Source organism: Bradyrhizobium monzae (genome assembly GCF_021458635.1).
In the GTDB taxonomy this organism is placed as follows: Bacteria; Pseudomonadota; Alphaproteobacteria; order Rhizobiales; family Xanthobacteraceae; genus Bradyrhizobium.
In genome coordinates this window covers 285,341-299,676 of the sequence record NZ_JAIRDQ010000003.1, presented here as the reverse complement: position 1 = coordinate 299,676, position 14,336 = coordinate 285,341, and the positions used below count along the sequence as shown (strand labels likewise).

The 14,336-nt window shown below is 63.8% G+C and carries 15 protein-coding genes; 7 read left to right on the top strand and 8 right to left on the bottom strand.

All coding sequences use genetic code 11. The annotated features are described in order from the left end of the window. The first annotated feature begins 135 nt into the window (after positions 1–135). Positions 136–1,059, top strand: a complete 924-nt coding sequence (locus tag K3F49_RS14905) for an MBL fold metallo-hydrolase (RefSeq protein WP_234681696.1) — start codon at positions 136–138, stop codon at positions 1,057–1,059. 7 nt (positions 1,060–1,066) lie between these two features. Here the strand turns inward: K3F49_RS14905 and K3F49_RS14900 are convergent, their stop codons facing one another. Continuing rightward, a complete protein-coding gene (locus tag K3F49_RS14900) occupies positions 1,067–1,921 on the bottom strand; it encodes a DUF1499 domain-containing protein (protein WP_234681695.1) in 855 nt (284 codons plus the stop codon). 192 nt (positions 1,922–2,113) lie between these two features. Between K3F49_RS14900 and K3F49_RS14895 the strand changes: the two genes are divergently transcribed. Then, positions 2,114–3,322 (top strand): hypothetical protein, encoded by a 1,209-nt coding sequence (locus tag K3F49_RS14895; RefSeq protein ID WP_234681694.1) that lies wholly within the window; start codon positions 2,114–2,116, stop codon positions 3,320–3,322. Between the two features lie 61 nt (positions 3,323–3,383). Here the strand turns inward: K3F49_RS14895 and K3F49_RS14890 are convergent, their stop codons facing one another. Further along, positions 3,384–5,012, bottom strand: a complete 1,629-nt coding sequence (locus K3F49_RS14890; protein WP_234681693.1) for a fatty-acid--CoA ligase — start codon at positions 5,010–5,012, stop codon at positions 3,384–3,386. Between the two features lie 65 nt (positions 5,013–5,077). On the opposite strand from K3F49_RS14890, the gene K3F49_RS14885 reads away from it, so the two are divergent. Next, a complete protein-coding gene (locus K3F49_RS14885; RefSeq protein WP_234681692.1) occupies positions 5,078–6,193 on the top strand; it encodes an extensin family protein in 1,116 nt (371 codons plus the stop codon). Between the two features lie 36 nt (positions 6,194–6,229). Here K3F49_RS14885 and K3F49_RS14880 read toward each other — a convergent pair whose 3' ends face one another. Next, positions 6,230–6,913, bottom strand: coding sequence for a L,D-transpeptidase (locus K3F49_RS14880; protein WP_234681691.1), 684 nt, complete (start codon positions 6,911–6,913; stop codon positions 6,230–6,232). Positions 6,914–7,252: 339 nt separating this feature from the next. Between K3F49_RS14880 and K3F49_RS14875 the strand changes: the two genes are divergently transcribed. Both K3F49_RS14875 and K3F49_RS14870 read left to right on the top strand, forming a co-directional pair. After that, a complete protein-coding gene (locus K3F49_RS14875) occupies positions 7,253–8,230 on the top strand; it encodes a magnesium transporter CorA family protein (protein ID WP_234681690.1) in 978 nt (325 codons plus the stop codon). Between the two features lie 205 nt (positions 8,231–8,435). Beyond that, on the top strand, positions 8,436–8,669 hold the full coding sequence (locus K3F49_RS14870) for a hypothetical protein (RefSeq protein WP_234681689.1): 234 nt from the start codon (positions 8,436–8,438) through the stop codon (positions 8,667–8,669). Between the two features lie 83 nt (positions 8,670–8,752). On the opposite strand, the gene K3F49_RS14865 is transcribed toward K3F49_RS14870, so the two are convergent. The 3 genes from K3F49_RS14865 to pdxH all read right to left on the bottom strand — a co-directional run bounded on the left by K3F49_RS14865 (position 8,753) and on the right by pdxH (position 10,968). Then, positions 8,753–9,484 carry a class I SAM-dependent methyltransferase gene (locus K3F49_RS14865; protein WP_234681688.1) on the bottom strand — a complete coding sequence of 244 codons (732 nt, stop codon included), beginning with the start codon at positions 9,482–9,484 and terminating at the stop codon, positions 8,753–8,755. A gap of 63 nt (positions 9,485–9,547) precedes the next feature. Continuing rightward, the gene (locus K3F49_RS14860; protein WP_234681687.1) at positions 9,548–10,300 is read right to left on the bottom strand and encodes an SDR family NAD(P)-dependent oxidoreductase; all 753 of its coding nucleotides are present in this window, start codon (positions 10,298–10,300) and stop codon (positions 9,548–9,550) included. A 26-nt stretch (positions 10,301–10,326) separates the two neighbouring features. Further along, positions 10,327–10,968: a pyridoxamine 5'-phosphate oxidase gene (gene pdxH / locus K3F49_RS14855; RefSeq protein WP_234681686.1), complete on the bottom strand. Its 642-nt coding sequence runs from the start codon at positions 10,966–10,968 to the stop codon at positions 10,327–10,329. Between the two features lie 113 nt (positions 10,969–11,081). On the opposite strand from pdxH, the gene K3F49_RS14850 reads away from it, so the two are divergent. Together K3F49_RS14850 and K3F49_RS14845 are read left to right on the top strand one after the other, a co-directional pair. Then, entirely contained in the window at positions 11,082–11,489 is a 408-nt protein-coding gene (locus K3F49_RS14850) for an RT0821/Lpp0805 family surface protein (protein WP_234681685.1), read from the top strand. 113 nt (positions 11,490–11,602) lie between these two features. Then, positions 11,603–12,568: a DnaJ C-terminal domain-containing protein gene (locus tag K3F49_RS14845; RefSeq protein ID WP_234681684.1), complete on the top strand. Its 966-nt coding sequence runs from the start codon at positions 11,603–11,605 to the stop codon at positions 12,566–12,568. Between the two features lie 324 nt (positions 12,569–12,892). Here the strand turns inward: K3F49_RS14845 and K3F49_RS14840 are convergent, their stop codons facing one another. Together K3F49_RS14840 and K3F49_RS14835 are read right to left on the bottom strand one after the other, a co-directional pair. Continuing rightward, on the bottom strand, positions 12,893–13,666 hold the full coding sequence (locus K3F49_RS14840; protein ID WP_234681683.1) for an anti-sigma factor family protein: 774 nt from the start codon (positions 13,664–13,666) through the stop codon (positions 12,893–12,895). Positions 13,667–13,772: 106 nt separating this feature from the next. Beyond that, on the bottom strand, positions 13,773–14,261 hold the full coding sequence (locus K3F49_RS14835; protein WP_234681682.1) for an RNA polymerase sigma factor: 489 nt from the start codon (positions 14,259–14,261) through the stop codon (positions 13,773–13,775). Positions 14,262–14,336 lie beyond the last annotated feature (75 nt).

Genomic DNA, 14,336 nt, shown 5'->3' with positions numbered 1-14,336 from the left:
CCGAGGATGCGACTGAACTCTCCAATTGCGTCATGGCCGGGCTTGTCCCGGCCATCCACGTCTTAGACTACGCGAAGAGCGTGGATGCCCGGCACAAGGCCGGGCATGACGAAGTCAGCAAGGTATGAGCAAGCCATGTCCGACAACGACGACGTCCCGTTCAACCGCAACTTTCCGCTTAAAGCCGGTGTCGTCGAGGAAGTCCGCCCCGGCGTGCGGCGGGTGCTCTGTAACAATCCGAGTCCGTTCACCTTCACCGGTACCGTCAGCTACATCGTGGGCACCGGCAACGTCGCGATCATCGATCCCGGTCCGGACGATGAGGCTCATGCGGCCGCGCTGCTCGACGCCGTGCGCGGCGAGACGGTGAGCCATATCTTCGTCACCCATACTCACCGCGACCACTCGCCGAACACACCGCGCATCAAGCAGGCGACCGGCGCGCCGGTTTATGCCGAAGGCCCCCACCGCGCGTCGCGGCCGCGCTTCGAGAGCGAGAAGCACAATCCGGAATCCGGCTCCGATCGCGACTTCGTCCCCGATATCAGGATCGCTCATGGTGACGTCATCGAAGGCCCCGGCTGGCGGCTGGAGGCCGTGGCGACGCCCGGTCACACCGCCAACCATCTCGCCTTCGCCTGGCCCGAACGAAAATTCAACTTTGTCGGCGATCACGTCATGGGCTGGTCGACCTCGATCGTGGCGCCGCCCGACGGCTCGATGATCGACTACATGGAATCGCTCGACCGGCTCGCTGCGCGCGGCGAGGATCTGTATTTCTCCGGCCATGGTCCGGAGATCCTGGAGGGCCAGCGCTTCGTGCGTTTCCTGATCCGCCACCGCAAGGCACGCGAGGCCTCGATCCTGCACCGCCTCGCCAAAGGCGAGACGGATATCCCGACCATGGTGCGCGCAATCTATATCGGCATCGATCCCAGGCTGACGACGGCCGCCGGCTATTCCGTGCTGGCGCATCTGGAGGACCTCGTCGCACGCGGCGTCGTCGCGACGGATGGCGATCCCGTGATCGGCGGGACGTATCGAATGGCGAACGCCTAGCAGCCCGTCACTTTTTCACCGTCTTCGCCGGCGCCTTCGGCGGCGCCACCGGGGTCTTCTTCACCGGCTTCAGCGCGTCGGCGTCGGCTGCGGTGTTGAGGTCGTCGATGAATTTCGTCACGCGCGCGGCGTTGCTGCCGAGATCGCTCTCGAAATAGCGCGAGGCGGAGCGGATATCGACGCGGGAATCGTCGCCGTCAGGCACGACCCTGATCGAGATGTCCTCGCGAAAGCCCATGATCGGCGTGCGTGCCACCGCCTCGATGCGGCCCATGCGGCGCGGTGGCTGCGGCTCGCGTTCGTCGATGACGGTCCATTTGCGCTTGATGACGAGCTGGCGCGCGATCGCATAGGCGCGGTCAACGGGGATCTCGAGCTCGATCGGCTCGATGTCGGGATAGAACTGGCGCTGCTGCTCCGCCGAATAGAGACCGGCATAAACGGCGGTGTTGGTGCCATCGCCGGTGCGCAGACGCGACAGCGCGTCGAAGCGCGGCGGGTCGATCGGGTCGGTGGTGATGTCGTGGATCGGCGGCAGCTTGCGGTATAGCAGGGCTTGATAAGCGGGATAGGCGAGGATCAGCCCGCTAATCAGGAAGGCGAGCAGGATGCGTGCCATGCCACGCGAGCCGTTCTGCCAGATCGCGGCAAAGCCGGCGAGGCCGAACAGAATGGAAAGCGCTGAGATCGCGAGCCCGCCGAAGAAGGTGGCCAGCGCAGGCTTCATCTCCAGGAAGTCGAAACGGACGATGATGATCGATACCACCACCGCCACCACCGCGAACACAGCCAGATTACGCGCCCAGTTCGCGAGGCTGGACACGGGCTCCGACTGATAGGGAGCGGAAAACCTGCGGGCCATGCTGTTCCATCACCGATGTGAGTCGCCGGGCGAGGGCACGGGCGACGGGAGCAAGCTGACCTAGCGCATTTCCGGCAGGGCTGTGAAGCGGTTTATCCCCGTTCTGAACGGGTGAGAGTCCGGGGCAGTCGCGGTCGAACCAATGGCCCGCGGCGAGCCACATAGTGTGTATGGCGGTTCGCGGGAGGAGCCATGGGGAAGCAAGGGCACATGGCGAAGCAGGGCAACGCGGAGGACCGGGGCGCGGCACTGCCACGGCGCCTGTTTCTGTTGCGGCTGACCATCCTTGTCGCATTTTGCACCGGATTGGCGATGTCCCCGGGGCTATGGATAGGGCCACGGTCTTATCCACAGGTGCCGGTCTGGTCGCTGCTGCCGCCGATCGAGGGCGCCGTGGCGGCAGCACTCTATGGCGCGCTTTTCGTGCTGGCGGCGCTTGCCGTGACCGTTCCTCGCGCTCGCTGGCCGATCGCAGGCTTTCTCACCGTCATTGTCGCATTCTGCCTTGCCGACCAGACGCGGTGGCAGCCCTGGGTGTTTCAATACAGCTTCCTGCTCGCGGTCGCAGGGCTCGCGGGCGGAGGCTGCGCGGCGCCGGTCGACGATCTCCAGAGGCTGAACCTGGCTCGCCTGGTTATCGTCTTCACCTACGTTTTCTCCGGGCTCCAGAAGATCAACCTCAACTTCATGGAGAATGAATTTTCCTGGATCATCACGCCGATCACCAGCTTGCTTCCGTCAATGACCACGCCTCTCGACGCCTTCGGCTTTTTGGTCCCCTTCGTTCAGGTGGCGTTCGGCGTCGGTCTGCTGACCCGGCGCTTCCGTCGCGCCTCGCTCGCCGCCGCGGTTGGGATGCACGTCTTCATTCTGGCGATGTTCGGCCCTCTGGGGTTGAACTGGAACGACGTCGTCTGGCCATGGACCGCGGCGATGGCGGTGTTCGACGTGCTGCTGTTTTCAAGCCCCGGTGACTTCACCTGGCGCGACATCGTCTGGAATGTGCGCGACCTTCGCCATGGCGCGGCGGTGGCGCTGTTCGTGGTGCTGCCGGCGCTGAGCTTCTTCAATCTCTGGGATTCCTACCTGTCCTCGGCGCTCTATTCCGGCAATCTCACCGAGGCGCAGATTTATCTCAGCGATCTCGGCGCGGCCTCCACGCCCGGCAACGTTCGCCCTTATCTGGTCCACACCTCGGAGAATACCAACGTGCTCAATCTCCAGCGCTGGGCGATCGAGGATCTCAATGTGACGCCCTATGCCGAAACGCGCGTCTTCAAGACCATTGCCGGAGATCTGTGCGATGCCTTGCGCGATCGCAATCAGCTCGTGCTCGTGGTGAAGGAGCAGCGTCTGTTCTTCAGCCGCCCGGAGGTTGGCTTTCGCTGTTCGCAATTGTGAGCGGCCCAAAAACAATGCGGCCCTCCAGGGGCCGCATTGCCGATGCCATTGAGTGCAGCGCTTACGCTGCCGCGTTCGGGAAGCGATAGTCCTTGAACTGGTCGCGCAGCGCGGTCTTCAGGATCTTGCCGGTCGCGGTATGCGGGATGCCGTCGACGAAGGCAACGTCGTCGGGCATCCACCATTTGGCGATCTTGCCGTCCATGTATTTCAGGATGTCGTCGCGCGTGGCCTGCTGGCCCTGCTTGAGCTGCACGATCAGCAGCGGCCGCTCGTCCCACTTGGGGTGGAAGACGCCGATCACGGCGGCCTCCGCCACGGCCGGGTGGCCGACTGCGAGGTTTTCGAGGTCGATCGAGGAGATCCACTCGCCGCCCGACTTGATCACGTCCTTGGAGCGGTCGGTGATGTGCATATAGCCGTCCTCGTCGATGGTCGCGACGTCGCCGGTATCGAAGAAGCCGTCCTCGTCGAGGATGTTGCCATCGAGACGGAAATAGGCCTTGGCCACCGCGGGGCCGGAGACTTTGAGACGGCCAAAGGTCTTGCCGTCCCAGGGCAGCTCCTTGCCGGCATCGTCGGTGATCTTCATTTCGACCGCGAAGGGCGCATAGCCCTGCATCTGCAGCACGTCGAGCCGCGCATCGCCAGTCGCGGTCTGGAACGGCGGCTTCAGCGCCGAGACGCTGCCGATCGGGCTCATCTCGGTCATGCCCCAGGCGTGGCGGACGTTCGAGCCCATGTCGAGGAAGGCCTTGATCATCGAGCGGGGCATCGCCGAGCCGCCGCAGATCACCATCTTCAGGTCCGGCAGCTTCAGATTGTTGGCGGTCATGTGCTGGAGCAGCATCAGCCACACCGTCGGCACGCCGGCGGTGTGCGTCACCTTCTCGGTGGAGAGCAGCTCGTAGACCGAGGCGCCGTCGAGCTTGGGCCCGGGCATCACCAGCTTGGTGCCCTGCGAGGGTGCCGAGAAGGCGATACCCCAGCTGTTGGCATGAAACAGCGGAACCACCGGCAGCATCGTCTCGGCGGCACTGGTGCCGAGCGCGTCGACATTGTTGGCCATCAGCGCGTGCAGCACGTTGGAGCGATGCGAATACAGCACGCCCTTCGGGTCGCCCGTCGTGCCGGAGGTGTAGCACATCGCGGCCGCCGTGTTCTCGTCAAAGTCCTTCCATTTGAATTTGCCGTCGGCCTCGGCGATCCAGTCCTCGTAGGCCACGACATTCTTCAACGTGGTATCGGGCATATGCGCCTTGTCGGTGAGGATGACGTACCGTTCAACGCTCGGCAGCTTGTCGGCGAGCTTTTCCAGCACCGGAACGAAGGTGAGATCGACCATAACGATGCGGTCTTGTGCGTGGTTGATGATCCAGGCGATCTGCTCAGGGAAAAGCCGGGGATTGACGGTATGGCAGATGGCGCCGATGCCCATGATGCCGTACCAGACCTCGAGATGGCGCCAGGTGTTCCAGGCAATCGTGGCGACGCGGTCGCCGAGCTTGATGCCGTCGCGCTCCAGCATCTGCGAGACCTTGAGCGCGCGCTGGTGGATTTCGGAGTAGGTGGTGCGATGGATCGGTCCCTCGACCGATCGCGTCACGACCTCCTGCTTGCCATGAATCTTGGCGGCGTGTTCGATGATCCGGTGGCAGAGCAGGGGCCAATCTTGCATCAAACCGAGCATTCAGACGTTCCTCCGAGAAGTCGCTGGGCGCGTTATCGCTCTCAGCGCAGGGCCAAAGAATTGTCATGAGTTTTAGCCTGCCGGAGTTTCGCCGCAAATGGTCTTGTCGCGGCAATATGTCCGCCCGCGCGGCAATGGTTACCGCTGCGATCGGGCTATCCCTTGTGCTGTCTGTGCCCGTGAATGCGCGAAACTATGCTGCGCCGCTCGATATTTTCGGCTTTGGTACACCACGGCCGCGCGGGAGCGCTCATTCCGCCAAGGTCTTGTCCAAGATACCGCTACCAAAGCCACGCCCCGAGGAAGCTCCCAAAGCAACGGATGAGGCCGCGCCGGAGACCGACGGCAAGCCCTCGGTCGACAAGCCTTCCCCGGATAAACCCAGCAAACCGGCCGAGGCCGCGCCGCCGCCCGAGAAGCAGCTCTCGGCCTGCCGGATCGCGCTGACCGAGGAGATCGCGGTCGCGCCGTCCATTCCCGATGTCCATGGCCCCGGCGCCTGCGGAGGCGAGGATCTGGTGCGGCTGGAAGCGATCGTGCTGCCGGACAAGCGCAAGGTCGCCGTCAAGCCGGCGGCGATCCTCCGCTGCACCATGGCGTCAGCGATCGCCAACTGGGTTCGGACCGATATGGTGCCGCTGGCCGCGAGCCTCGGCTCCACCATCACCGACCTCGACAATTTCGACAGTTTTGAGTGCCGCGGCCGCAACCGCGTGGTCGGCGCGATGCTGTCCGAGCACGGCAAGGCCAACGCGCTCGACGTTCGCGCGCTCAAGCTTGCCAACGGCCAGTCGATCGGCCTGACCGACCGCACCCTGTCGCGCGAGCTGCGCGAGCGCGTGCTGCATTCGGTCTGCTCGCGCTTTTCAACGGTACTCGGTCCAGGCTCGGACTGGTACCACGAGGATCACATCCACCTTGATCTGGCGCAGCGGCGCAACGACTACCGGATCTGCCAGTGGAACGTCTGGGACCCCTTGCCCCAGGTCGCGCCCCTGCTACCGGCCGAGCGCCCCGAGGAGGCACCACCCCGCGAGGTGGCGGCCAAGTCGGAGGGCGCCAAAGACGGGGCGGCTAAGGATGGGGCTGACGATCAGGAGAGCGTGAAACCAGCCGCGCCGGCGGACAAGCCCGCAGCCGACTCCGGCAAGAGCAGGTCGGCAACAAAAAAGCGCCGGTGAGACCGGCGCTTTTCAAAAGCTTGAAGCAAGTCCTGCTTAGTAAGAACTGGTACCAGCACCGCCGCCCTGGAGCGCCAGCCGCGAGTTGTACGGCGAGTCGCCATGCTTCGGCTCGAGCACCACGACGATGGTGCCGAGCTTGACGCGGCCGTAAAGATCGATCGCATCCTCGTTGGTCAGGCGGATGCAGCCCGAGGAGATCGAGGCGCCGATATATTCAGGCTGGTTGGTACCGTGGATGCGGAACAGCGTGTCCTTGCCGCCAGAATAGAGGTACAGCGCGCGCGAGCCCATCGGATTGTCGGGACCGGGAGCGACAAAGGTCGGCACGCCCAGGCGCGAGATTTCGCCGGGCGTCGGGTGCCAGGCCGGCCATTCCGTCATGCTGCCGACCTTGGCGATGCCGGACCAGGCCATGGCCTCTTCGCCGACGGTGATGCCGTAGCGGATCGCCTTGCCGCCATCCATCACGTAGTAGAGGTAATGGTTGTCGGAATCGACCACGATCGAGCCCGGCGATTCCTTGCGGTGGTAGTCGACGATTGCGCGGCGGAAGGGCTCAGCGACCGGGGTGTTTTCATACCGGATCTTGGCAAGCAGTTCCTTGTCCTTCGGCTTGAAATTCTGCGTGTTGGTCGCCTCGAAGTGCGTGGACTGCATGCAGCCCGACAGCATGAAGCCGGCGGCCAAAAGACCAAGCGTAACTTTCAGCAACGACATGATTTGGTTCCAATCGAAAACAACAACCTTTCGCGGGGCTTGAGCCAGGCTCAATTCCACGACTCCTTGGCCCCTATTATCGTTGAAATCTGCCACAATTCCAGCTTTTCGGGGCTTCTCCCGCGCTGCGAGACCTAACCTGTGGCTTTTCTGCCGCAATTTTTGCAGTCTTGGGGTGGATTTTGGGCTGTGAATTCCGCACTGTCGATTCCGTGCCACAGTTGAGCCATGCCGTCGCCACAAATGCAAACGCTCCGTTAATGTGCTTGTCATCATGAACTTGTCAGAATCGCGCTATGGGCCTGTCATTCTGTCGCAGGCCCCCTCCTGGAGTTGTTCATGTTTTCTGTGTTCGTTCCCACCGACTCCACCCTGAAGAAGGCCGTTGTCGACGATCTAGCCGCTGCCCCGGAACATGCGGTGTGGGTTGATTTGGTCAACCCGACCGCGGCCGAGGACAAGGCCGTGGAAAGGCTCTTGGGGATCGCGATCCCGACCCGGGAGGACATGCAGGAGATCGAGATCTCCAGCCGCCTCTATATCGAGAACAGCGCGCGCTACATGACCGCGACGCTGATGTGCCATTCCGACACCGACATGCCCCGGACCACGGCGGTGACCTTCATCCTCGGCGACCATCGCTTGGTCACGGTGCGCTACGACCAGCCCAAGCCGTTCGCCCTGGTCGAGGCCAAGCTCGCGCGGAGCTGCACCCCAGGGATCACCGGCGAGATGGTGCTGATGGAGCTGCTTGACGCCGTGATCGACCGCTGCGCCGACATTCTGGAACGCTGCGGCGCCGAGATCGATCAGGTCTCGCACGACATCTTCGAGCCCGAGAGCGAGCGCCACGGCCACGCCAAGCAATATTCGCAGATCCTGATCTCGATCGGCCGCAAGGGCGATTTGACCTCCAAGGTTCGCGAGAGCCTGGTGTCGATCGGCCGCGTCGTCGCCTTCCTTTCGGCGGTGGTGGAGGGTGTGAAATGGTCGAAGGACATGCGCGAGCAGCTCAAGACCATGCAGCGCGACGTCGTCTCGCTGACCGACCACGCCTCCTATCTCTCCAGCAAGATCACCTTCGTGCTCGACGCCATGCTCGGTGTCGTCAATCTGGAGCAGAACAACATCATCAAGCTGTTTTCGGTCATGGCTGTTGTCCTGATGCCGCCGACGCTGATCGCCTCGATCTACGGCATGAACTTCAAGTCGATGCCGGAACTCGAATGGACCCACGGCTATCCGTTTGCGCTGGTGTTGATGCTGATCGCGGCGATCGTCCCGTACTGGATCTTCAAGTGGAAGAAGTGGCTGTGATTTCTGCGTGCTCGGAAAATAGTGACCGAGACCTTACGCCGGTCGCACAGACAGGGCTGATGGTGTCGCAGAATAGAGCGTCATTGCGGCTACGCGGTGATGCGTGTGCTGTGCCCCAATTCCTCCGGTAAAATTTGAGTAGTGGGCTGAACGTTTGCGCGAAACTTGTCTGCGATAAGCAACGGGTTAGCCGCGAGGAACAGCCATGGTTGAAAAACACATAACGACGCCCCGCAACGTCATCGACCTGACGAGCTATCGTCAGGCCGTGGCGAGCGGCAAGGCGCCGTCGTTGTCGGCACGCATGTGCCGGCACTGTGGTGCTCCGCTGCTCGACGGTGAGAACGATGACGATTGCTCGACCGCATTCAACGCTGCCGCAGCTCCAAATGCTGCAGCTTTGAGGCGCGAACGGTCGCGTCGGATTCGAGTCGATTGAGGAGTGGAAGGAAGGGCGGGCGATCCAGCCTTGCGGCGGCGTTGTCTGGATCGCCTTGCTTCCCGCCTTTCGCGGCAAATGATCTAGCGCTTCACGATCTGCGCCGTCGAGACGATGGTCTCGGCGATCAAGCCATCGCGGCTGAACGATGCCAGATGGCTCTCGACGTCGCGCAACATTGCCTCGACATTGTCGCCCAACGCTTCCGGTGAGGACGACGAGTAGGTGAGGGTGCGTTGCGCCAGGTCCTGCATGCTGACCGTGTGGCTGGTCTCGACCGTGACAAGCTCGGTGGGCGCAAAGGCGCTGCCGCGGAAGAACGCTGGCAAGTCGCGATGGGTCCGAGTGCCCTTGCCGGCTTCCTCCCAGAGCTTCGCGGGCGACCAGCGGCGGCGGATCTCGTTGTAGCCATCGAGCCATGGGTTGCGGCCGTCGATGACCGAGAACGAGGCGCAGATCAGGATCGCACCGTCGCGCGCGACCAGTCGATCGAGCCGCGCGAGCGTCGTGTCGCGATCCATCCAATGCAGCGCGCGGCCGATCGTGACGATGTCGAATGTGCCGATATCGGCGCCAAGCGTCTCTGCCCTGCCTTCGATCAGCGTGAACTCTCGCCGTGCGCGCGCCGCAGCCTGTCGCGCGGCCTCGAGCATCGCGGGTTCAGGGTCGACGCCGACGATACGGCCGACATAGGGCTCAAAGCCGAGCGCGAGCAGCCCGGGGCCGGTGCCCAGATCGATCAAGGCGCATCGTTCGGAGAGGCCGAGCTTTTGCGCGACGCCGCGAAAGAACTCGTCCGGGTAGGGCGGCCGCAAGTGCTCGTAAGTTGACGCTGTGCTGGCAAACCGGCCCATGGATCACCTGGCGCGTCACCTGGCCTAAACGTGCTGTCCGCCGTTGATGTGGATCTCGGCGCCGTTGACGTAAGAACTGGTGTCCGTGCACAGCACATAGACGATCTTTGCGACCTCGTCCGGTGTGCCGAGGCGATGCATCGGAATCTGCTGGTCGACGATCTTCTCGGTGCCCGGCGACAGGATCGAGGTGTCGATCTCGCCCGGCGCGATGGCGTTGACGCGCACGCCGACGCGGCCGAAGTCCGAGGCCATCTCGCGCGTCAGGGACGCGAGCGCGGCCTTGGAGGTTGCGTACGCCGCGCCCGCGAAGGGATGCACGCGCGAGCCCGCGATCGAGGTGACGTTTACGACCGAACCCTTGGCCGCCTTCAGTTCCTCGATCAAGCCGCGCGCGATCATGATCGGCGCGAAGAAGTTGACGTGGAAGACGTGCGTCCAGGTGTCGAGGTCGGTGTCGACCGAGCCGAGGCGGGAGCCGCCTGGGCCTTTGGGTGAGATCGCAGCGTTGTTGACCAGTGCGTGCAGCACGCCGCCCTCGAGGCGGTTGCGGATGTCGGAGATCGCGCGCGCAGTGTCCGCGGGATTGCCGAGGTCAACCTGAATGTGATCCTCGGGGCCCGCGTCCCACGGGCAATCCTCCGGGAAGGGATGCCGCGAGCAGGTGATGACGCGCCAGCCCGCCGACGAGAAGCGGATCACGGTGGCATGGCCGATACCACGGCTCGCTCCGGTCAGGAGCAGCGTGCGGCGCGGCGCGTTGGACGAAGGCGGCATGGACATCTTTCAGGTCGGCCTAGAGCTTAGGGATACATCCGCGTCTTGGACCACGGCTGACCGGCTGCGTCACGGCGAAATTCGATGCGGTCGTGCAGACGGAATGGGCGGTCGTGCCAGAACTCGATGCGTGAAGGCGTGATGCGCCAGCCGCTCCAGCCCGGCGGCCGCGGCACGTCGCCGATGACATGCCTGGCCGCGACCTTTGCGATGGCCTGCTCGAAAGCGAAGCGGCTCTCCAGCTCTTGCGACTGCTTGCTCGCCCAGGCGCCGATCTGGGCCTGCTTCGGTCGTGTCGCGAAATAGGCGTCGGCCTCGGCATCGGTCACCGGCGTCACGTTGCCGCGGATGCGGACCTGACGGCGCAGCGACTTCCAGTGAAAAAGTAAAGCCGCCTTAGGATTTGCGGCGAGTTCGCGGCCCTTTTGGCTTGCGATGTGGCTGTAGAAGACGAAACCTTCGGTATCGAAGCCCTTCATCAGCACCATGCGCACGTCGGGCAGGCCGTCGGGATCGACGGTTGCGAGCGCCATGGCGTTCGGATCGTTCGGCTCGCTCTTGATCGCCTCGTTCAGCCAGGCCTCGAACAGCGCAAAAGGCTCGTCGGCGGCGGTGAAATCACCGGATGTTAAGGGTGTCTGGTGTTTCATCGAGGTCGTGTCGGTCATGTCTGGAGTCCGAATTGCGTCCCGCGGCCCAAAGCGCGCTGTTGTCTGCTACTGCCCTATATAGGGTATGGGGACGCGTTGGCCTATCGGCGATGCGGTCACCGGGCCTCGCCATGACGATGATTTTGATCGGGCTCGGCGCCGGCGGCTGCAGCCTGCCCCGCACTGACACCAATGCTTACGCCAAGGCCGACGACAGCGACCTCACCGGCTCGATCGCACGGCCGGCGAAGGACGCACCTCCGACCGAGACCGATCTCGCCTTCGCCCGCAATGCCGCCTCCGACGTGCTGACCAAGGGCGACAAGGATGCCAGCCAGCACTGGGAGAATCCGGAAACCGGCGCACGCGGCTCGGTGACGCCGATCGCGCAATCCTACGCCGCCGAGGATGGCCGCAAGTGTCGCGATTTCCTGGCGAGCTACGTCAACGGGGCGACCGAAAGCTGGCTCCAGGGCGCCGGCTGCCAAAGCAGCCGTGGCCGTTGGGAGATTCATACGCTAAAGCCATGGCGGAGCTAGGAATCAGGCAGATCGACTAGTTGCAAAAATGCCACTAGCTCCCCACATGAGGCTCAGGTGGGGGCGGGCAGCCCCTTTCGACATTTCGATTTTCCCAAGAGGAGACGTGACGGATGCGCGACCCCTATGAGGTCTTGGGGGTGCCGCGGAGCGCTAACGCTGCCGCGATCAAGAGCGCTTATCGCAAGCTGGCCAAGAAGCATCATCCCGACAGCAACAAGGATGATCCCAAGGCCGCCGAGCGCTTCTCCGAGATCAATTCGGCCAACGAGATCATCGGCGACGAGGACAAGCGCAAGCAGTTCGACCGCGGCGAGATCGATGCCGATGGCAAGCCGCGCTTCCAGGGCTTTCCGGGTGGCGGCGGGCCGCGCGGTCGCGCGGGTCCCGGCGGGTTCGAGAGCTACAATTTCCGCAGCGGCGGCGCGGGCCCCGGTCAGGGCGCCGGTGCGTTCGAGGACATCCTCAACAGCATGTTCGGTGGCGGGGTGCGCGGCGCGCGGCCAGGAGCCGGCGGCGGAGCACAGTTCGAATTCGACACCGGCGGGGTCGGGTTCGATCTCGACGTCAACGTTGCCATGTCCGTGTCGCTGGAAGAATCGGTCAAGGGTGGCGAGAAGCGCGTCCGGCTGCCCAATGGCAAGGAACTCAACGTCAAGATTCCGGCGGGCGTCGTCGAGGGTCAGCAGATCCGGCTGCGTGGCCAGGGCGAGACCGCCCAGGGCCATCCCCCCGGCGATCTCCTGATCACCATCGGCATCGCGCCGCATCCGTTCTTCAAGATCGAGGGCGCCGACCTCAGGATCGATCTGCCGGTCACGCTCTACGAGGCGGTGCTCGGCGGCAAGGTCCGTGTGCCCACACTCGGCAATGCCGTGGAACTATCGGTCCCGAAAAACACCTCTAGCGGCCGGACCTTCCGCCTCAAAGGTAAGGGCTTGCCGAAATCTGGCGGAACCGGGGATCTCTTCGTCACCATCAGGATTATGCTACCGGACGGGAACGACGCCGAGCTTGAAGCATTGATGGAAAAGTGGCGGGACCAACACCCCTACAATCCACGTAGCGGGCTTGGTTAGGGCGAGATCGAACTGAAGGGGTTCTCCTAAAAGTCTAGATCATCATCCAGCAGATGATGACCATCATACGCCCGAGGCGTGGTAGCGCTTCTCGGTTCGTATGCTCGACATGTCGGGTGTCCGGCGGGGCAGCCGATGAATAGGTGCGGCCTCGAGAGGGGGACCAGCGCGGTACCAAAAACCCCAATCGAGGCCGCCCGCGTCGATCGGCGGATCGAACGCCGCTCATATTCGCGTGAGCACCCGGTGCGATAATGAGACGCACACATGTCCTGATTCCAAATTTTCAATGTCGGAATCGAGGCACCGCGTTTGCGCAGTTGTTCAGCCGCCCGTTTTCTCAGCCTGGTCGTACACAGCCTGCGCAACTTTGGTCAGCCGATCGCGGTCGGCGCCGCCGCCGCTGACGACGTAACCGACGCCGCGCTCGGCCCAGAACAGCGCCCCATCCTTGTCCGCCTTGGCATAACGCATCTGCGTTGCACCATTCTCGGTCTTGGCGGTGTAGATCGTGTAGCGCTCGCCGGAGGCGCCCTCATACATCAGGAAGGACGCCGGCCCGCTCGGCCCCGGCAGCAGCCGGCCGCCGACGAGTTTGAGCCCGCTCGCCTCCAGATTGGGCGCGAACACGGTCCAGCCGCAGCGCCGGGTCAGCCAGGCCTGAAGGTGGTCGCGCTCGTTGCCACCGACCTCGACGGGATGGCGGACCTCGACGACATAGAGCCGGTGGGCATCGAGCGCATCCGCCGTAAAGCTCTGGAAGGTCGAGGGGGCGTTGGCGGCGCCATGCGCCACCCAGCCAGCCGTGCCGCCGGCGACGAAGGCGACCAGCGCAGCCGCAACCGCACCATAGAACCATTGCCGCGGACGGCGCTCCAGCCGCTCGAGCTCCAGCCGGGCCGGCACCGGCTCCTGGCCGACGCTGTCGTAGCGGGCGTGCAGCATCTCGGCCATGGCGCGCCAGGACTGAACTCGCTCGGCATCCTCGGGATGTCCGGCAAGCCAGGCCTCGACGTCGGCGCGGCGCTCGGGCGGCAGCTCGCCATCGACAAAGGCGTGGAGCTCGTCTTCGGTCACGGGAATATTGCGGTCGTTCATATCGGTCGTCTCTGGCTCTGCGGCCCAAAATTTCTTACGTCGTTCGACTGCGCTGCTGCTGTCTTCGTGCGGCGGACGCGGCCTGCGCGATGCATCAATCCTGCCATCATTTCACCCGCCTGAGCGCCGGGCGCTCACCCTCCAGCGACGCTTTAACGTGCGCACGAGCGCGGGCCAGGCGGGACATGACGGTGCCGATCGGCACGCCCTGGATCTCGGCGACCTCGCGGTAGCTCATGCCTTCCAGCATCACCAGGAGCAGCACCGAACGTTGCTCCTCGACGAGCGTCGAGAGTGCCCGTTCGATGTCGCGTCCTTCGGCCTCCGTCCCGCTGGCATCCGGGTTGTTCTCCGTCAGCTGCATGAATTGCGGACGCCTTGCCAGCGAGCGCCGCCGGTTCTTGTTGAGGTTGGTCAGGATCGTGTAGAGCCAGCTCCTGACGTCGCCTCCGAGAAACAATCGCTCCGAGCGCAATGCTCGCACCAACGTATCCTGCACCAGATCGTCGGCCGCATCCGCATCGCGCGTCAGCGCGCGGGCATAGCGGCGCAACGCCGGGATCATGGCTTCCACGCTCTGGCGAAACGCACTCATGCCGTCTTTGATGTCCTGCCGTTCGGCGCAAGCGCCACAATCATCATAACACCCGAGCGGAACGGCTATTCCGGC